The sequence below is a fragment of the Psychrobacter sp. DWR1-2-3 genome (assembly GCF_049896465.1).
GTDB lineage: Bacteria > Pseudomonadota > Gammaproteobacteria > Pseudomonadales > Moraxellaceae > Psychrobacter > Psychrobacter maritimus.
Genome location: NZ_JAFCUJ010000002.1, coordinates 306,518 through 325,215 on the forward strand (window position 1 = coordinate 306,518; position 18,698 = coordinate 325,215).

Here is an 18,698-nt window from a genome sequence, read left to right on the forward strand (position 1 = left end):
ACTATAGTTGATTGTTAAGATTCAAACATTAATAACAACTCAGAACTAATAATAGCTATTCTAGGATAAGCCTATGACCCTTCTACACATCGCTCTAGCTGTATTGGTTGCCTTTATTTGGGGTGTAAACTTTACCTTTATTGCATGGGCGCTCGAAAGCTTTCCGCCACTGATGCTCACTGCGCTACGTTTTTTCTTTACTGCCGTGCCGTTGGTGCTGTTCCTTAAACCGCCCAAATTCAACTGTGCGTTATTTATTTATGCCATCGGCACCTTTGTCATGCAGTATGCTTTTGTATTTACCGCCATGCATTTAGGAGCTTCAGCAGGATTAACGGCGCTATTATTGCAAGTTCAAATTTTTATTACCGTCTTGCTGGCGTATGTCATATTAGGTGAGCCTGTGAGTCGTATGCAGATTATGGGTATGTTAGTTGGTGTGCTAGGGCTTGGTGTAATTGCGCTAAATCTCGGCGGTGATATGCCCTTGGTTGGCTTTATCTGTATCTTGATTGCAGCCATAGGTTGGAGCTTTGGCAATATTGCTTCAAAACAGGCCTCAACGCAGCAAAGCGCTAGTAATTTTTCTAATGCCTCGCCTGTTAATAGCAACAACAAAGCTTCAAATAGAACATCGGCACTATCTGCGTTATCACTAGTGGTATGGGGCGGTCTGATTGCTTGTGTAGTTTTGACTTTATCCTCTCTACTATTTGAAAATGAGGCATGGACGCTCGCAACATTTACGCAGGCGTCCTTCAAGTCTTGGTTATCGCTTGGATTTATCGTCTATGTCTCAACCCTGATCGGCTTTGGATTGTGGGCGCATTTGCTTAGTAAAAATATCGCTTCTAAGGTTGTGCCATTTGCCTTACTGGTGCCCGTATTCGGTATGGCGACTTCAGTGCTGCTCATAGGAGAAGTGGTTACATGGTGGAAGATGCTAGCAATGGTGCTCATCTTATCTGGACTGATTTTGGCTAATGTGAAGATGGGCCTAGGCAGGAAGTCTGCGCACGCATAGTAGTAAATAACTTATAGCTTCCTATAGGGTTAGTAAGAATAGGCAAAAAGAGCAGTGCATCACATATGAAGCATTGCTCCTTTTTTTATTCTGAACGCTTTATATCCCACTATGATAAAGATGAAAACAGGCTGCTTATAGCTACAGCTGTACACTCACAGTCAAAAACTCTGCACGCACAGTCAATCTATTTTGCCAAAACCTCGCTATAGTGAAAAAGCTTGATCATTAGGATAGATGATAAGCCAGATAAAGCGCGCGCTGAAGGGTAAGGATAAATGGTCATATAGACCGATATATTCTTTTATTTCGCCTATATAAACGCGCTGTTTCCGACCCAAATTTCTCGACAAGGAGTCTTTCATGAGCAACGCTCACCCCTCTATAGATCCCATTACCTTGTCTGTCGTACGTGGCGCCCTAGAAACGGCGCAGCGTGAGATGACAACCACCTTAGAAAAAACCGCCCGTTCGAGTGTCTTTAACTTAGCTCATGACTATAGTAATGCGCTGTTTGATCATCTGCCTGAGATGATTTTGCAAGGGCAAGACATTCCCATTCATTTAGGCTCACTCATGCCAGCCATGAAAGCCGTCGCCGAATATTATGGTGATGACATTCATGAAGGCGATGTCATTTATCATAACGACCCTGTGATGATGGGCAGCCATATCCTAGATTGCTGTATGTATAAGCCGGTGTTTTATAAAGGTGAGTTAGTCTTTTGGACGGTCTGTAAAGGTCATGTCACTGATATCGGTGGCCCTGTGCCAGCCGGCTATAACCCTGACGCCAAAGAGATATATGCCGAAGGCTTACGCATTCCGCCTATTAAGATTTGGGAAAAAGGCGTCAGACGTCGTGATGTGATTAACCTCATACACAGTAATATGCGTTCACGCCGTAATCAAGAAGGCGATCTCAATGCTCAGTACGGCGCGTGTGCCGTCGGTGAGCGTAATATGATTGCGCTGCTAGACAAATATGGCATTGAGACGGTACGTGGAGCGATTGAAGAGCTAAAGAGCATGGCTGACCATCATATGCGCTCGTTAATCTCGTCTATCCCAGATGGCGATTATCATGGCGAGGCGGTATTAGAAGACTCAGGTCATGGCTTGGGTGATATGACCATCAGCGCCGACATTGTCATCAAAGACAGTGATGTACATATTAAAATCACCAGTCCGCCGCAAGTCCCTTATTTTATCAACTCTTATGCTGGTAACTCGATGTCAGGAGTATTGCTTGGGCTAATGATGTTTGCCCAAGTAGAGCCGCCGTATAACGAAGGCTTATACCGCTGTGTGACCGTTGATTTGGGTGAGCATGGCACTTTATGTAATGCCAAAGAACCGGCGCCGCACGTCAACTGTACGACCACGCCGATGGAAACCTTAACCGATGCGGTACGTATGGCATTTGAAGCAGCGGCACCTGAGCGTGTTACCGCCTCTTGGGGGCATTCATCAGGGATTAATATTGCTGGGATTGACCCAAAAACTGGTGAGCAATACGTCACCATGATATTAGCATCGATTATCTCGGGTGCCGGCGCCACCCAGCAGATGGATGGCTGGCATGCTTGTGGGCCATTGAGCTGCTTTGGCGCGCTAAGCTCAGGAGATATCGAGCTGTTGGAATACCAGTATCCTATTTTAATCCATAAATATGGCTTGGCAGAAGACAGTGGCGGCGCAGGCGAGTACCGCGGCGGTTGTGGTACGGTTTGGGAAGTTGAGCCATTAGACCATACTATGACGGTTATTGCCTTTGGCGAAGGTCGCCAGCATCCTACTATGGGCGCCGGCGGCGCGGAACAAATCTCACCTGAGCTCAAAGTTGGGCGTCTAGAGATACTACATAAAGACGGGCAAACGGACTTATATAGAAAAAACACTGTTACGGAAATCACGCCGGGTGAACGCGCGCGCAATATCAATCCGGGTGGCGGCGGCTACGGCAGCTCATTTGATCGCGATATTCAAGCGGTCATCAAGGATGTAAAAGAAAGAATTATCTCAATTGCTGCGGCAAAGATTGAATACGGCGTGGTACTTGACCCAGAAACTCTGGCGCTCAATGAAGCCGAAACTGAGTACTTACGCCGCCAGATAACCGCATAAAACACACATTGAACTTTCATGATTGAGTTAAGGATGACTTATGAACAACGATTTTCGTATTGGCGTTGATGCTGGCGGGACTTTTACAGATTTTGTCTTGGCAGAAAAAACCGGTGATATTCATCTGTTTAAAGCACCATCAACCCCAGAGGATGGCACCCTAGCCATTGCCAATGGTCTCCAGCAAATTGCCAACAAATTTAACCGTCCTATCGAGGACATCATTCAAGCCTGTGACTTGTGTATTAATGGTACGACAGTCGCCCTAAATGCGCTGATTCAGATGACAGGTGTGAAAGTAGGCTTGCTATGTACCAAAGGGCATGAAGACAGTATCGAGATACGCTTAGGGCACAAAGAAGAAGGGCACCGCTACGATGCCAGTTACCCGCCAGCGCCGCAGATTGCCACGCGTGACCGCCGCTTTCCTATCCGTGGTCGTATCTTGGCAGACGGCAGCGAACACGAGCCGTTAAATGAGCAAGATATCCTCGATGCGATTGAAGTGTTAAAACAGCAAGACGTGCAAGCGGTTGCCATCTCTTTTGTGTGGTCTATCCGTAATACCGAGCACGAACAACGTGCCAAAGAGTTGATTGAGCAGCATATGCCGGGGGTGTTTGTCTGCTGCGGTAGTGAAGTATATCCGCAGATTAAGGAATATACGCGTACCTCAACGACACTGGTTAATGCCTATTTAAGCCCGGTTATGGCGTCTTATGTACATAAGATTGATGATTACTTTAAGGCACTCGGCGCTGAGCAGCCGGTCCGTTACTTTCAGTCGAATGGCGGGCTTGCGGTCGGTAACATCATGCGCGAACGCGCGGTTAATGCCATCAATTCAGGACCCGCATCAGCACCGCAAGCAGGACTGTATATTGCCAGCGCCTTTGGCATTGATAACATTATCACCGTTGATATGGGCGGGACGTCTTTTGATATCACGATGGCCAAATCTGGTCGAACCAGCCTAAACCGTGATATTGATTTTTTACGCAATCGTATTGGCGTGCCGATGATTCATGTCGAAACGCTGGGCGCAGGTGGCGGCTCTATTGGTCATGTAAATAATTTTGGTATGCTCGAGGTCGGTCCACAAAGTGCTGGTGCGACCCCAGGTCCTGCCTCTTATGGTAAAGGCGGTGAGTTGCCAACGGTGACCGATGCCAATCTGGTTTTAGGCTATCTTGAGCCGGATGCCGTGCTAGGCGGCTGCGTGACTTTGGATAAAGACAAAGCGCTGCAAGCGGTACAAAAACATATCGCCGATCCATTAAAAATTGACTTGGCACATGCAGCCTTTGGTATCAGTGCCATCGTTAATCAAAACATGGCAAACGGTATTCGCCGTATTACCATTGAAAAAGGCTATGACCCTCGCGACTTTGCGCTTATCTGTGCAGGCGGCGCTGCTGGCATGCATATTGTCGACTTGGCAGAAGAGATGGGTATTGGCACTATTTTGATACCAAAGATTGCCTCTTGTCTCTGCGCCTTTGGTCAAATCATCTCTGATATTAAATATAATTATCTGGCCACGCAGATGATGATTATTGCGCCAGATTCAGAGCTACAGTCACTCAATGCCACCTTACATGAGCTAGAAAGCTTGGGCGTGCAAAAGCTGCTAGAAGATGGCTTTGCAGAAGATGATATCATCATCGAGCGCACCATGGAGATGCGCTACGTCGGGCAGGTGCATGAGTGTAATGTACTGATACCTAATGGCAAGCTTGATGCCGATAGCGTGCAAACGATTTTGGAAGCCTTTCATCATCGTCATAAAGAGCTCTATACTTATGATGAGCGTGACAATAAGGTCGAGCTGGTCAATATCGAAGTCGCTGTCATCGGTAAAATCAGTAAGCCCAAGCTACCAGAGCTTGCTAAGCAACAAGGCGATATCAGTCAGGCGCAAGTTGGCAGCCGTGAGATGATCATGGATCAAGAATACGAATGGATTGATACGCCTATTTATAATGGTGAAGAGTTTGGGGCAGGGGCGCTGATTGCAGGACCGGCGCTTATTCAAGAGCCAACCACCACGATTGTGATTAAAAAAGGCTGGCAAGCAGAATTGCATGAGACGGGCACTTATAAGCTAACCAAAGCCGCTTAGCTTGCTGTTTTCAGCGTTATCGCTTTATAGTTTTCCCATCAGGCATTAAACCTCGTTTAATGCCTGATGTTTGTTTTTGATATCGTATTTAGTACGCATCATATTTAGAAATCCAGTCGTCATACAGGTATGATATAAAGGAGAACGACATTTTATTAGCTGGCATGATACCTAAATGCCTATCAATTTTGTGATAGCTATTTTTACACACAGAGTATTCAAGGATGAATGCAAAATTAACCCCTTCCTTATGGTTACCTTCAACGCCTCCTATAAGCACGGCACAAACATTAGACGCGTTTGATTGGAAGCGCACCATCAATGACACCTATTTTGATCTCAATGTCAGCTTTCGCCAGCCAAGTCAGTTTTCTGGTTACTTGCAACACGCCAAGCTTTTGGATATTGGGGTATCGCATTATCATGCCAATACCGTCCATTATAAGCGCAGCTTAGCAAGCAATCAGTCTAGTCACGGCAATAGTAATAACCGTAGCGACGACAGTATTTTAATCACCTTTCCTGTGACCGGTAGCGTCCGTTTTGCGCAAAAAAACCGCCAATTAATCTCAAACCCGGGTCAGTTTTTTATTGAATTATCAAACTTACCTTATGAGTTTTATCATCTGCAGCAAGTATCGTTATATGTGATTAAGGTGCCATTAGCGCTATTAAGCCCGCAAATGGGCACCATAGAGCGGCAGTTTGCCCGTAGCCTGTCTATTGATGAAGGGGCTGGCAGGTTGCTGGTTTTTCAAATCAGACAGATATTAGAGCTGATTCAACAACATAGATTGGCGGCTTTAGAGATTAAAATCCTAGAGCAGCAGCTGCTTAACCTTATTATATTGGCATTGAGCGCCCCGAAAGAGGTGGTGATGAGTAGCAGCTCGTCCATACAGTCGGTACACCTAAAGCGCATCGAGCATTACGTCCATCTGCACCTAGAAAGCTCTACTTTAACCCCAGCGATGGTCGCTGCTGCTTGTCATATATCAGTCAGATACTTGCATAAGCTATTTGCTGAGTTGCCCTATAGTTTTTCGGAATGGGTAAAAGAACTGCGCTTAAAGCAAGCCAATCATATTTTAAAAACCAAAAGTTATGTGACCATCGATGAAGTGGCGCATAGAGTCGGATATAGCGACCAAGGTTACTTTGCTCGTATTTATAAGCAGCATTTCGGTTATACGCCGCGAGATACGCCAAGCACAGGCACGGAATAGTCATTGTTATGTACTCTGTCATGCAGTCGCTGTATGATTTGCCTATTAAGAATAATAAGCACAGCGTAAGCATTTATATTGGGATTAGGATTGGGGGAGAGCTGAGATGATTAACGTTATGAATGATGACGTGGCAAAAGTAGAGATATATGAAAGCGCTGATGGAAAGGCACAGGTAGACGTTCGCTTTGAGCAAGAGACTGTCTGGCTTACGCAAGCACAAATGTCTGAGCTGTTTGGTCGTGACCAATCAGTGATTTCGCGTCATATTGCCAATGCTATAAACGATGAAGAAATTGCTGAAAAAAGCAATATGCAAAAAATGCATATTGCAAATTCTGATCGCCCTGTGACGTTTTATGACTTAGATGTGGTTATCTCAGTGGGCTATCGCATCAAGTCTCCTCAAGGTGTGCAGTTTAGACGCTGGGCAACGCAGCGCTTACGTGAATACTTGGTCCAAGGCTACACGCTCAATCAAGAGCGCTTTGATAAAAATTCAAGCGAGCTACAACAAGCGTTAAATTTAATTCGAAAAACCGCGCAAAGTCCCGAGCTGAAAACCGATGAAGGTCGCGGCTTGGTTGAGATTATCAGCCGTTATACACAGACATTCTTATGGTTACAGCGCTATGATGAAGGCTTGCTTGACGATCCCGCAGGGCAAGAGGGCGGTATCTTACCCAGTCCAACTGAGGCAATGGCAGCGCTGACGGATTTGAAAGCACAGCTGATAGATAGAGGTGAGGCGACTGAGCTATTTGCCAAGCCTCGCGGTGATGGCTTGGACAGTGTGCTGGGTAATTTAGAGCAGACGGTGTTTGGCGCGCCTGCATACCCGACCATCGAGAGTAAAGCGGCGCATCTGCTGTACTTTATGGTCAAAAATCATCCTTTGCATACCCGACCATCGAGAGTAAAGCGGCGCATCTGCTGTACTTTATGGTCAAAAATCATCCTTTTACCGATGGCAATAAACGCAGCGGCGCTTTTTTGTTTGTAGATTTTCTGCATCGGAATAATCGACTGCTCAATGATAAAGGTGATATGGTCATCAATAACACAGGCCTTGCCGCATTAACCTTATTGGTTGCCGAGTCTGACCCCAACCAAAAAGAAACCTTGATTAAATTGATTATGAATATGCTGTCCTTAGAGTCTTGATAAACAGGTTTATTGTCAGCACCATTTAACCACTTAAAAACACATAACGCTAATAATAAAAAGCTCAGTCTAACGACAAAATTAAAGGAAACTCACTATGTTTAGCATGATAAAAGACTGGCGCGAGCATCGTATCTTAGACAACAGCGAGTTTACCCATGCTGACTGGCTGCAAGCGGCTAAGCGTATTGTGATACTTGATAGGCTAGACGAGGATGAGCTAATACGTCTGTTTGAGCTGGCGACGTTATTTTTGGCGGATAAGTCGATTACTGGCGCACAAGGTTTCGAGATTACCGACGCGGTCAAGCAATCTATCGCCTTACAAGCTTGCCTGCCTATTTTAAACCTAAACCTTGAGTGGTACGCTGGCTGGTCAGCCATTATTATTTATCCGGGTTCTTATAAAAGCGAAACCACCATTGTCGATGAATTGGGGGTTGTCCATGAGGGCAGTCAGCACCGTAGCGGCGAAGCATGGCTGCGTGGTCCTGTTATTCTGTCGTGGAAGGATGCCAAACACTCAGGCGAGCGCGATGGTCATAACGTCGTCATTCATGAGTTTGTGCATAAGCTTGATATGCTAAATGGTCGTGCCAATGGCTTTCCGCCGCTGCACCCGGATATGGATCCGGCGCGCTGGACTGAGATTATGACGCGAGATTTTGAGGATTTTCAAAGCCATCACAAATCAGGTCTCGACCGTTATGGCGCGACCAATCCTGCGGAGTTTTTTGCGGTACTCAGTGAGGTGTTTTTTGAAACGCCGCAAAAGCTGATTGAGGCTTATCCTGATATTTACGACATAATGGTGAAGTTTTTTCGCCAAACGCCGCTCTAATCAAAAGTGAATATATAGCAATAAAAGCAAATAAAAAGGGCAGTGTATTGATTTAATCACACTGCCTCTTATTATCTTTTATAGGTGTAAATATCTGTTTTTGCAGATAAAAATATTTAAACCGTCCATTGCTCATTGACGATAGCGACCAAATAGCGTTTGCCTTGGTACTCATCAAACACCAAGCGCAGGATACGCCAATCCATACCAGAGTATTGTTCTGAGCCTTTGTGATAAAACTCAACAAACTCGGAATTGGGATAAATTTCTTTTAAATTATTAATCATATTACCACTGTGCTTAAACTCATTAACGCTGATACTGGCATTGTTATAGGTATCGCCATCGACCCACGTTTCCAAGTATTCTGGCAGCGGAATCACTAACGGCTCACCAGACCCATCACGTTCACCCCAAGTAAAGCGGATTTTGGCTTGTTGTAAGTACTGCGCGAATTGCTCACGGCTAAAGACTTTATCGGTCTCAGGGCGCACATAGGCATACATGGAAAAACGCACGCCGCGCGTCGGATGGATATCATTGGTGATGCGCGCAAAGTCGTCATTCGCTAGGGCACGCTGAATACGTAATGCTTGTTGTCTAAGTGTTTGCTGGCTGGCATCAGAGACGATAGGCGCTGAGGTATTACCGTTTTGCTGACTGGGTATTTTGACATTGGATTCAGCAGAAGATGAGCAGCCAGTCGCAACAAGTATGGAGACAAAGCATGCAGCAGTCGTTAATTTATAAAAACCTGACTGAAAAATATTAGAACGAGATGACGGCATCATAAGAATATCCTTATCGTAGCTTATTAAAATTATAATAGCGGCATTGGACCTGAGACCTAAATAAGTACTGAGTTAAATGAGGTTTTGCTCATCAATAGTACTCATAACTGCTCAAAGTTAATAATGGTGCTGTGTAAACAAGGTTTTTGTCCGATAAACCTTACCAACACAATTGTGCAGTAAAGTGGTAGTTTATATATGTTTTAATGAATATACTACTAAATATGTGATAGCAGATGGAGGACGCCATGCAGAAGACACTATTTTCTATAATGATGCTATTCCTAGGGTTTTCTGCTATTTCTGCGACCGCCAATCTAACAGAGGCCTTACAGACGGCTTTCGCCATGAAAGTCACGACCATCGCTGATATGTACCAGCAAGATGTGAATAATCAGGGTCAAGATTATCCGGTGGTATTACAACAATATGGCAACCAAGAGCTACAGGCAGCCATGCGGCTTGAGCAAGATTACTTTGCTAGAGAGCAAACGTCATGTCATATTGGTTATGACGTGTTGTGGAGCTCCCAAGATCCTGACTATGGACAAGAGAAAAAGTTTTCAGTGACCACGCAAGGATTGGTTCAAGTCAGCTTGGCGCAAGGCAATGATGTGTATTATGAATTGTCCTGTGATGATTCTACCTGCCAAGTGGCAGACGTTATCTTAGATGAGGACGGCTCATCTTTACGAGAGCATTTGCAAAACGCTTGTCGTTAACTGAAACCTGAAATATTGATTGTGTGCCGAGACTGATATTAATTTTAAATGCTGATAAAAATATTTTTGAATAAGCACAAATAGAAATCAACGGAAGTATTCGCAAATCGTAGTGTCTAAGATGCAGTGTCTAAAATATTATCTGCTTTACCCTTAAGACCGTTAGTTTGTTTTCGCATAATGTATATTATGTTAAATAGGCTGTTTTAGAGTCACTGATAGCATGGGTTTTAGATTGTTATCTTCTTAAGCGCTCAATGAGCCAGCCTGCTAGTGGAAATGACACCATCTGCGTCAACGGCACGAGTATTATGGTCTCAATCAATACCACCACTGGCAGACTTAGACCATGAGTCACAGGCTTTAATAACGTTAATACGATTAAGAGCGTCGGATAAAGTCCGACATATCCTACTAATATGCGTATCAGTCTGTCTTTCAAACTTTTATTCATTGCGTCTACCAACTGATAAATACTGACAAATAAAATATCTTTAGAATTATGTGCATTTTTACAGTGTCATCGTACCGCTTATACCCATCGCTTACTGCGGTGAAAACAAGGCCGTGATCGACCTTGTTTTATGCACTACTTTTTTGACTATTCTTGATAGCGAGGATAATCACTATAGCCAATGGCAGTGCCACCATACATCGTGGCAGGATCTGCCTCATTGAGTGGCCAATGATTGGCTATACGTTCAGGTAAATCGGGATTAGCAATAAAAGGACGACCAAAAGCAAATAAATCCCCATAACCTTTAGATAATATATCGACCGACTTCTGCACAGTGTACTTACCCGCATAAATAATACGGCCTGAAAACTCAGCTCTGACGGCTTGATAAAAAGGCTCAGGCAAGTCAGGCGCATTATCCCAATCAGCCTCTGCAATGGATAAGTAAGCAATGCCCGCCTGTTCAAGTACTTTAATCGCTTCAATATAGGTATGATGAGGGTCTGCTTCTACTAAGCCTAGATACACACGAGTCTCATCTGTACTGGCAAATAAAGGCGCAAAACGTACGCCTAAACGATCAGCGCCAACCACCTCACTGACGGCAGCAACCACTTCTTTTAAAAAACGCAGACGATTGGTCAACGAACCACCATATTGATCATCACGTGTATTGCTATGCTCAGAGATAAATTGATTTACCAAATAACCATTTGCACAGTGTAGCTCTACCCCATCAAAACCTGCTTCTAGTGCGTTGCGCGCGGCTTGTGCATACATAGCGACCAGCTCACCCACTTCTTCTGTGCTCAGTGCCTGTGGCTCACTTGGGTCGGCTAAAGCGCCCTCGCCTGGACCTGTCTCAATAAATACTTTGACGTTAGTGGCAGTAATGGCAGATGGAGCGATAGGCTGAGCTTGGTTTGGTTGTAAGCTGGTATGAGATACGCGGCCAACGTGCCACAGCTGCGCAAAAATAATACTGCCTTTAGCATGTACTGCTTGCGTGACTTTTTTCCAGCCTTCAATTTGTGCTGGTGAATGAATACCCGGCGTCCATGCGTAACCTTGGCCACGCGGCTCAATCTGTGTACCTTCAGTCACCATAAAACCTGCTGAGGCGCGCTGTGCATAATAGCTTGCCATTAAATCATTAGGGATATTGTCAGGTTGCGTGCTACGAGAGCGCGTCAAAGGCGGCATCACGATACGGTTTTTAAGGGTATAAGGTCCAAGTTGTACAGGTGAAAATAACGCGCTGGTATTTGGCATAATTGGCATAGCTTGTTTCATAACACTCTCTTTTAAAGCAAACGGTGAGCCACTGAATCTATTTTTAGGTTTAATGGGCTGCTTAAGTAATGTTGGTTAGCATAGAGTTTTATAGGTACAATTAGAAACAAGCCTTTCTTGTTTAGGGTACAACTATTAATGGTAAGTGTTATGAATGGTATGAATCGGCTAGATATCAAGCAGCTTAGAGTATTGCAGGCACTACTTGATCTAAAAAATCTCTCGCAAGTTGCGCGCAAAATGGGACTGACGCAACAAGCGATTAGTGAGCAGTTGCGTAAGCTACGGGATTTGTTTGATGATCGTTTGTTTATTCGTCAAGGTAATAGCATGGTGGCAACACCAAAAGCACTAGCGATGCGGCAACCGATTGACGAGATATTAAAACAGTTGGAAGTATTGTTAGAGCCAGAAGTGTTTACGCCGCAAACCTACAAAGGCGTCTTTACGATTAGTGTAACCGACTATGCGACGCAGGCATTATTGCCGCAGTTATTTAGTATCACACGCCGTGAAGCGCCTCATTTAAAGCTGATAGTGAGAGATTTTGCCTCAGACAATATCAATCAGCTGATTGCGGCAGGTGAACTTGATTTGCTGATTACTTTTCCGGAGTTTATCCCTGATAATTTATCGTATGTGACGCTATTTGAAGAACAGCATTTATGTGTGACGGGTTATAAAAACACCTTTGCAACAGAGATATTCACACTGGCGCAAGTTGCCGCCCACCCGCAGCTGGTGGTATCGCCTTCGCGGGCCAATTTGCGCGGATCGCATGATCAATGGTTTGCAGAGAAAGGGCTTAAACGCCATATTGTGATGTCAGTGCCTAGCTTTTCAGCCGTGCCAGATATCCTACACACCACCGACATGATTGCCTTTTATCCTGCGCGACTATTACCAAATAGTAAAGTCAAAGAGATTAAAATCGAAGCATTACCGCCTACCTTTAAGGTAATCGCGGCATGGCATCCACGTACCAGCGACAGTGGTATACATCGCTGGTTAATTGAGCAATTACGAAATTTATAATAGATAAGATTAGCCAATCTTGAACTTGTCTTATTGAGCATTTAGACTAACCCTATATTTTATGCAACACTCTCAAAAGTAGGTATAAGATGTTGATCAGTGATGGATTGTTTAATATTGCAGACTGCACGCTTACCAAATGCACCAAGGTTGTAGTCTGCAAATTCATGATATAGCGTCACCACATCGCCCATAATCAGTAATGCTGGGGTTGGCAATTTCGCTTCAGCTTGCTGCTTAGCGATACTACCAAGCGTGCCGATGAGCAGTTGCTGCGTGGGCAAGCTGGCATGGCTAATTACCGCAAAAGGCGTCGCGCTATCTCGTCCCGCTGCTATCAACCCTTCGGTCAATTCATCTAGCTGATGCAGTCCCATATAAAAAACAACCGTTTGGGTGCTATCTAAATGCTCGTCATAGTTATTATTTGGCGCTCCTGATTTCTTATATGCCGTTACAAACTTCACTGCCTGCGCATGGTCGCGATGCGTCAATGGAATACCTGCACTACCAGCAGCGGCACTGGCGGCAGTAATACCAGGGATAGATTCAAAAAAGATACCATGGCGCACCACTTCTTGAAGCTCCTCGCCGCCGCGCCCAAAGATAAAAGGGTCGCCGCATTTGAGTCTTACAACTGTTTTACCTGCCAGCGCGTGCTTGACCAACAGCTCATTGATGCCTTCTTGCGGCAGCGCATGATTGGCTCGGCGTTTACCGACGAATATCTTCTCTGCTGTCGGCTCGCACATATCCAAGATATCCTCTGAGACCAAACTATCATAAAGCACCACATCAGCGCGCTGCATGACTCGCAAAGCTTTTAGTGTGAGCAGCTCAGGATCACCAGAGCCTGCACCGACTAAATGCACAGTGCCTACTTTTGCAGCTGCTATGTTTAATGGCGTGTTTAGCGCATTGACGACACACTTTTTATTAGATAAATCGTTTGGAGGTAGTGTTGCGATAAAGGCAGATGAATCCGTCATGACGGTGACTCCTAATGATGCTGTTAGTGCAATATACGGTGCAAGCCCTATGCCATATTGATCAGTTGGTTGTATTTCATAAGGCGGTTATAAAGAAGTTATAAGACAGCTATGATGCATACTCCTCAATAAGCGCATTGATTTGACCCACACACGAGCCGCAATTGGTACCAGCACGGCACGCTTTGCCCACTGATTGTGCGCTATGGCACTGTTGCTTGGTGATTGCATTGATAATGATGTTTTCTCCGACTGCCATGCAAGAGCACACCAACGGACCTGGATCGATATAGCCGGTAGCTGGACGACCTGCCAGCAGCCATTTATAGCGCTGCTGTACTGGTATGGCAGCGGTACTGGCAAAGCAGCTGTCAAGCCAATGTGTACTAGGCAAATACATCACTTTCGGTGCAAAATAAATAGCTAATAGCAGCTGATCACTAGGTACGGCGGAGTCTGAATCACTTGGCAATATATGATTTAATGCTTTGTTCCTCACCTCCGACTGAGTCGAGATAAAGCGTAGTTGCCTCTCTGGTTTACTCAAGGTGAAAGCACTATTAACCGTCAGAGTATCGTCGGCATTGCCAGTCAACCACTTGTCTGATACAGACTTTTGATAGTCATCGATAAACTGCTGCCAAAATTTAGGGTCAAGCAACTGCCTAGCTGTGCGCTCGGCTGGGCTGGCAAGAGTAATGAGCACACTATTGGCTTGCCTGCTGATACTCCATGTCAGCGCTGGTAGTGAGAGAGACGAACCTGCACCATTTAACTCAAAGTTTGTAGACGCTGTTTGCGACTCACCCGCTATTGCTTCCTTCTTAAAATGAGCAGTCGTCGCACGCAAGTGCACTAATATGGTGTCCTGCAAATCAGGATGCACCATAATCTTGCCAAGTGTCTGCATAGGCATGGCGCTCATGCGAATCGCTGAGTTTTTTAGCTCAGGCTGCCCTGAATATGGATCGACCACAGTCGGAATGAGTGTTCCTACCCGTGCAAAGCTAGCAAAGGCATTACTCCAGTGCATGGGCATAAATGCATCACCAACACGCATACTATCGCTGATGGCGATTTGCGCTAAAACCGTTTGCTCTATATTCTCATTATCTGTATCTGTATCTGTACTAAAATTATTAGTATCAATAGTTGTCGCCTCACTATTCGGCAGGATCTGCTCATAGCGAGGATGTAGCTGCACATAGTCGCCCTTTTCAACACCGAGTTGTTTGGCTTCATTAGGATGGATAGTCAGCGTCGGCACAGATTCATGTTGATTGAGCTGTGGCGCCAGTCCTGTGCGGGTCATGGTATGCCACTGATCACGCAATCTACCGGTAATAAGGCGTAGATCCACGGTCGATGAGTGACCGTTATGCAGCTTATCGCGCCTGTCATCCTTTTTTCTATTATCGCTCGCTATATTATCGCTTTCTGTTTTGTCATTAGCTTTCGGTCTTGAGCGACGCTGATGCCTATTAGGTAAGCTGGCACTATCTGAGGGTGTAATAGCGATAAAGTTTGAGTGCGCCATCGTGATTCGCTGGTCGCCCCATTGAAAGGGAGTCATCACATCATAAGCCTCAGGGCTTAATCTTGATAGACACGTGCCTGTGTTTTGCTGTCCATATTGACGATTTGGCTTTGACCCTATGGATAATATTGAGAAACCTTTGGCCAAATTCAGATAGCGCGGTTGATTGCTAATAGAGGGCACTTGGCTAGGATCGTTTTTATAAGCGGTCAATGCCACATACTCATTGAATATCTCGCTAGGATGCTGGTAATCAAACCCAGCTAGCCCCATGCGGGTAGCCACTTGAGACAGTATCCACCAGTCAGGCTTAGCGAGTCCTAGTGCAGGCTTCAATGCCCGTTGTCTTGAGATTCGCCGCTCAGAATTGGTGACTGTGCCTGACTTTTCGCCCCAACCTTGTGCTGGTAATACAATATCTGCGCACTTCACCGTATCGCTGTCTACCGAGCAGTCAGAGACTATTACCAAGTCACAAGCCGCTAATGCGCGGCGAAATTTATCCGCTTCAGGTAAGCTCACGACTGGATTGGTCGCCATAATCCAAATGGCTTTGATACGCCCATCTAAGATAGCATCGGCAGCATCACAAGCTTGGATGCCAACCTCTGGCGCAATAGACTGCGGTGCCTGCCAAAAGTCAGCCACCAGTTGACGATGAATACCATTACTCAAATCTAAATGTGCCGCCAGCAAATTAGCCAGCGCCCCGACTTCACGGCCACCCATAGCGTTTGGCTGACCAGTGAGTGAAAACGGACTGGCGCCTACTTTTCCTACGCGTCCGGTGTACAGATGACTATTGATAATGGCATTGACCTTGTCGGTGCCACTTTTTGATTGGTTAACGCCCATACTAAACGCGGTCACTGTCTTGTCATTGGCAGCAACTAGCTCATAGAACTGGCGTATAAGGTCAGCGCTGATTTTACATGCTTGAGCGACTTTGTCGATGCTCCACGTCTTGGCAGCCTCCAAAGCGAGATCGACATCATTACATTGCCTGAGATAACGCTTATCGCAACAACCTTGCTGCTTAAGATAGTGCAACAACCCATTGTATAAATGCGTATCGGTGCCCGCTGCTATTGGTAAGTGCAAATCTGCGAACTCACAGGAGTCCGTACGACGCGGATCAATGACAATCAGCTTTTTACTGGGATCAATTTTTTTGGCGGCCAAAAAACGTCCAAACAAAATAGGATGGCACCATGCCATGTTTGAGCCCACCAGCACTAATAAATCGCAGGACTCTAAGTCCTCATAATTACCAGGCACCAAATCAGCGTCAAAGGCACGTTTGTGCCCTGCTACTGCAGAAGACATACATAGGCGTGAGTTGGAATCAATATTATTATTACCGATAAAGCCTTTGATAAACTTATTGGCGACGTAATAATCCTCAGTGAGTAGCTGTCCTGAGACATAAAACATGATACTGTCGCGACCATGCTTGGCGATCGTGTCGTTTAAGCGCGTGGCAATATCATCTAAGACGTTATTCCAATCGGTAGGCTTTGTAAGTGGCTCATCAGATATGTCGATAGCGTTAAAATCATTAACCAATTGCATGGGTCGATGCTGTAGCATTACCGCTTGCTTGTTTTGATAGTAAGGCTTAGTTAAGCGTCGCTCACTGCCTAAAGTTTGTGCCAGCGCACTGCCTTTTGAGCATAGTTTACCAAAGTTAGCAGGATGTTCAGGATCTCCTTTTACGCTCACTACCCCTGTCGCATCGACACTGGCTAAGACGCCACATCCTACCCCGCAGTAAGGACAAGTGGTACGTATGGTGGACGTCGTTTCTTCAGTATAAGTGGCAATAAGAGCCGTTTTTGAAGGATTGACCATGTCATCAGATTTGTTATTAGATCGACGTATACCACTTTCTAATTCTTGACTAGCATTCGGTTTATTACTCAAGATCACTTCACTCATGACGCCGCTCCTACTATGTCTGCTGCGCTTAATAAATCCAGATCGCTATCGTTATACATGTCTCCGTTAGCCTCACTATCTGTCGTTACCTTCTCCAAATCACAGTAAGCCTCACCAAATATTAAATCCGCTTTTATAGGCGCGATATCACTATTGCTATTGATCAGCTGGCTATAGAAACTGCCCTCATTGACCTCACCGTAGAGTACAGCGCCGATCAGTTTATTGTTTCTAAGATAGAGGCAATGATAATGGTTGATGCTGGTCTGCTGATAGGTGATGGTTTCGATAGCTGCCGCTTCCTCGTCATCAAAGTCGACTTGCCCTGCTGAAAAAGTACTGATGCCAGATACTTTTAGCTTTAAAGACAGCGGTGTACTGCGAAAAGGCTGCCAGTTCTCTTTAGAGCCTAAGCTGTCGCCCGATAGTCGAGTGTCTTTTAGCACAGAGACTAAGGTATCCACTTGCTGATTAACAGGTGCCACCATACCGAATAGCTCACCATCCAACTCTACGCATTCGCCAACTGCGTAGACATGCGGACAACTCGTGTGCATGCAATCATCCACAATGATGCCGCGATTGACCTCAAGACCGCAGTCTCTCGCCAGTGCTATATTAGGCATCACCCCGACTGCCATCACAATAAAATCTGCCGGCAAGGTACGTCCATCCTTCAATGATAAGCCTTTAACCTCATACTGGTCATTGACCGCAATATAATCAGTAATAGCAGAGACCTTCACACCTACGCCCCGAAGAGCCAGCTCAGCTTGCAACAGCTGGGCAGCAGGTAAATCAAGCTGCCTGTTAAGAACATAGCTGTCTACATGAATGACCGTCATATCTGCTCCTTGAGAAGCCAGCGCGCAGGCGGCCTCTAGCCCTAGCACCCCGCCACCAATTACTAGACCTTTTTTCCCTTGGCGCGCGTATTCAATTAAAGCATTAACATCAGCTACCTCTCGGAACACATGCACGCCTGTCGCATCATAATTAGGAAAAGGAATGACTCGAGCGCTCGAACCTGTAGCGATAACCAGCTTGGCATACACCAGCGTCTGTCCATTATCAAGCTTAATAGACTGTTGCTTGGTGTCCACAGCGGTAACTGCAATCCCTGCTAAGACAACAATACCCAACTGTTCATAATCTGATTGCTGGTATAAATAAGTATCCTCAAAGGCGCTATCTCCTGCCAGCACTGGTGATAGCATAATGCGGTTGTAGCCGACCTCTGGCTCTTTGCTGATAAGGGTAATCGGTAATGGTCTTTGGTTATTTGGCGACTTACTTTGTTGTTGGGCACGTGCCAGCTCAATGGCAAAACGGCTGCCTGCCATGCCAGCACCAATGATGACAATACCCGCAGTTGAATAAGCATAAGACATTGTCTGTATTGTTAATTTTGATCTATCTGATGACATGAGCA

At 45.5% G+C, this 18,698-nt stretch carries 15 protein-coding genes; 9 read left to right on the top strand and 6 right to left on the bottom strand.

Going from position 1 to position 18,698, the window contains the following annotated elements:
* Positions 1–73: 73 nt before the first annotated feature.
* The 7 genes from ACP7AA_RS04500 (at position 74) to ACP7AA_RS04530 (ending at position 8,504) form a co-directional block, all read left to right on the top strand.
* Positions 74–1,024, top strand: coding sequence for an EamA family transporter (locus ACP7AA_RS04500; protein WP_201625433.1), 951 nt, complete (start codon positions 74–76; stop codon positions 1,022–1,024).
* 363 nt (positions 1,025–1,387) lie between these two features.
* Positions 1,388–3,151, top strand: coding sequence for a hydantoinase B/oxoprolinase family protein (locus tag ACP7AA_RS04505; protein WP_298906779.1), 1,764 nt, complete (start codon positions 1,388–1,390; stop codon positions 3,149–3,151).
* A 40-nt stretch (positions 3,152–3,191) separates the two neighbouring features.
* Positions 3,192–5,273, top strand: coding sequence for a hydantoinase/oxoprolinase family protein (locus tag ACP7AA_RS04510; RefSeq protein ID WP_426222781.1), 2,082 nt, complete (start codon positions 3,192–3,194; stop codon positions 5,271–5,273).
* Between the two features lie 224 nt (positions 5,274–5,497).
* Positions 5,498–6,499, top strand: a complete 1,002-nt coding sequence (locus ACP7AA_RS04515) for an AraC family transcriptional regulator (protein ID WP_426222782.1) — start codon at positions 5,498–5,500, stop codon at positions 6,497–6,499.
* Positions 6,500–6,605: 106 nt separating this feature from the next.
* Positions 6,606–7,502 carry a RhuM family protein gene (gene rhuM, locus ACP7AA_RS04520; RefSeq protein WP_426222783.1) on the top strand — a complete coding sequence of 299 codons (897 nt, stop codon included), beginning with the start codon at positions 6,606–6,608 and terminating at the stop codon, positions 7,500–7,502.
* Entirely contained in the window at positions 7,430–7,663 is a 234-nt protein-coding gene (locus ACP7AA_RS04525) for a Fic family protein (protein WP_426222974.1), read from the top strand. The genes rhuM and ACP7AA_RS04525 overlap by 73 nt, the downstream gene beginning before the upstream one ends.
* Before the next feature lie 97 nt (positions 7,664–7,760).
* The gene (locus ACP7AA_RS04530; RefSeq protein WP_426222784.1) at positions 7,761–8,504 is read left to right on the top strand and encodes a zinc-dependent peptidase; all 744 of its coding nucleotides are present in this window, start codon (positions 7,761–7,763) and stop codon (positions 8,502–8,504) included.
* A gap of 116 nt (positions 8,505–8,620) precedes the next feature.
* On the opposite strand, the gene ACP7AA_RS04535 is transcribed toward ACP7AA_RS04530, so the two are convergent.
* Positions 8,621–9,295, bottom strand: a complete 675-nt coding sequence (locus ACP7AA_RS04535; protein ID WP_426222785.1) for a hypothetical protein — start codon at positions 9,293–9,295, stop codon at positions 8,621–8,623.
* A gap of 248 nt (positions 9,296–9,543) precedes the next feature.
* Here ACP7AA_RS04535 and ACP7AA_RS04540 point away from each other — a divergent pair, with 248 nt between their 5' ends.
* A complete protein-coding gene (locus ACP7AA_RS04540; RefSeq protein WP_201628390.1) occupies positions 9,544–10,017 on the top strand; it encodes a hypothetical protein in 474 nt (157 codons plus the stop codon).
* A 238-nt stretch (positions 10,018–10,255) separates the two neighbouring features.
* Here the strand turns inward: ACP7AA_RS04540 and ACP7AA_RS04545 are convergent, their stop codons facing one another.
* Positions 10,256–10,471, bottom strand: coding sequence for a hypothetical protein (locus tag ACP7AA_RS04545; protein WP_193031187.1), 216 nt, complete (start codon positions 10,469–10,471; stop codon positions 10,256–10,258).
* A 147-nt stretch (positions 10,472–10,618) separates the two neighbouring features.
* A complete protein-coding gene (locus ACP7AA_RS04550) occupies positions 10,619–11,746 on the bottom strand; it encodes an alkene reductase (protein ID WP_201618676.1) in 1,128 nt (375 codons plus the stop codon).
* Positions 11,747–11,917: 171 nt separating this feature from the next.
* Between ACP7AA_RS04550 and ACP7AA_RS04555 the strand changes: the two genes are divergently transcribed.
* On the top strand, positions 11,918–12,802 hold the full coding sequence (locus ACP7AA_RS04555) for a LysR family transcriptional regulator (protein WP_201618449.1): 885 nt from the start codon (positions 11,918–11,920) through the stop codon (positions 12,800–12,802).
* A gap of 59 nt (positions 12,803–12,861) precedes the next feature.
* Here ACP7AA_RS04555 and cobA read toward each other — a convergent pair whose 3' ends face one another.
* The 3 genes from cobA to ACP7AA_RS04570 all read right to left on the bottom strand — a co-directional run bounded on the left by cobA (position 12,862) and on the right by ACP7AA_RS04570 (position 18,693).
* Positions 12,862–13,791: a uroporphyrinogen-III C-methyltransferase gene (gene cobA / locus ACP7AA_RS04560; protein ID WP_201618450.1), complete on the bottom strand. Its 930-nt coding sequence runs from the start codon at positions 13,789–13,791 to the stop codon at positions 12,862–12,864.
* A 109-nt stretch (positions 13,792–13,900) separates the two neighbouring features.
* Positions 13,901–17,266: a molybdopterin-dependent oxidoreductase gene (locus tag ACP7AA_RS04565; RefSeq protein ID WP_426222786.1), complete on the bottom strand. Its 3,366-nt coding sequence runs from the start codon at positions 17,264–17,266 to the stop codon at positions 13,901–13,903.
* Positions 17,263–18,693, bottom strand: a complete 1,431-nt coding sequence (locus ACP7AA_RS04570) for an NAD(P)/FAD-dependent oxidoreductase (protein WP_426222787.1) — start codon at positions 18,691–18,693, stop codon at positions 17,263–17,265. The genes ACP7AA_RS04565 and ACP7AA_RS04570 overlap by 4 nt, the downstream gene beginning before the upstream one ends.
* Between the last annotated feature and the right edge of the window lie 5 nt (positions 18,694–18,698).

Excerpts from the sequence above, each read along its gene's own strand:
- ACP7AA_RS04555 (WP_201618449.1), top strand. The coding sequence starts at position 11,918 with ATGAATGGTATGAATCGGCTAGATATCAAGCAGCTTAGAGTATTGCAG.
- ACP7AA_RS04540 (WP_201628390.1), top strand. The coding sequence starts at position 9,544 with ATGCAGAAGACACTATTTTCTATAATGATGCTATTCCTAGGGTTTTCT.
- ACP7AA_RS04500 (WP_201625433.1), top strand. The coding sequence starts at position 74 with ATGACCCTTCTACACATCGCTCTAGCTGTATTGGTTGCCTTTATTTGG.
- ACP7AA_RS04510 (WP_426222781.1), top strand. The coding sequence starts at position 3,192 with ATGAACAACGATTTTCGTATTGGCGTTGATGCTGGCGGGACTTTTACA.
- ACP7AA_RS04530 (WP_426222784.1), top strand. The coding sequence starts at position 7,761 with ATGTTTAGCATGATAAAAGACTGGCGCGAGCATCGTATCTTAGACAAC.
- ACP7AA_RS04565 (WP_426222786.1), bottom strand. The coding sequence starts at position 17,266 with ATGAGTGAAGTGATCTTGAGTAATAAACCGAATGCTAGTCAAGAATTA.
- ACP7AA_RS04545 (WP_193031187.1), bottom strand. The coding sequence starts at position 10,471 with ATGAATAAAAGTTTGAAAGACAGACTGATACGCATATTAGTAGGATAT.
- ACP7AA_RS04505 (WP_298906779.1), top strand. The coding sequence starts at position 1,388 with ATGAGCAACGCTCACCCCTCTATAGATCCCATTACCTTGTCTGTCGTA.
- ACP7AA_RS04570 (WP_426222787.1), bottom strand. The coding sequence starts at position 18,693 with ATGTCATCAGATAGATCAAAATTAACAATACAGACAATGTCTTATGCT.
- ACP7AA_RS04550 (WP_201618676.1), bottom strand. The coding sequence starts at position 11,746 with ATGCCAAATACCAGCGCGTTATTTTCACCTGTACAACTTGGACCTTAT.
- rhuM (WP_426222783.1), top strand. The coding sequence starts at position 6,606 with ATGATTAACGTTATGAATGATGACGTGGCAAAAGTAGAGATATATGAA.
- ACP7AA_RS04515 (WP_426222782.1), top strand. The coding sequence starts at position 5,498 with ATGAATGCAAAATTAACCCCTTCCTTATGGTTACCTTCAACGCCTCCT.
- ACP7AA_RS04535 (WP_426222785.1), bottom strand. The coding sequence starts at position 9,295 with ATGATGCCGTCATCTCGTTCTAATATTTTTCAGTCAGGTTTTTATAAA.
- cobA (WP_201618450.1), bottom strand. The coding sequence starts at position 13,791 with ATGACGGATTCATCTGCCTTTATCGCAACACTACCTCCAAACGATTTA.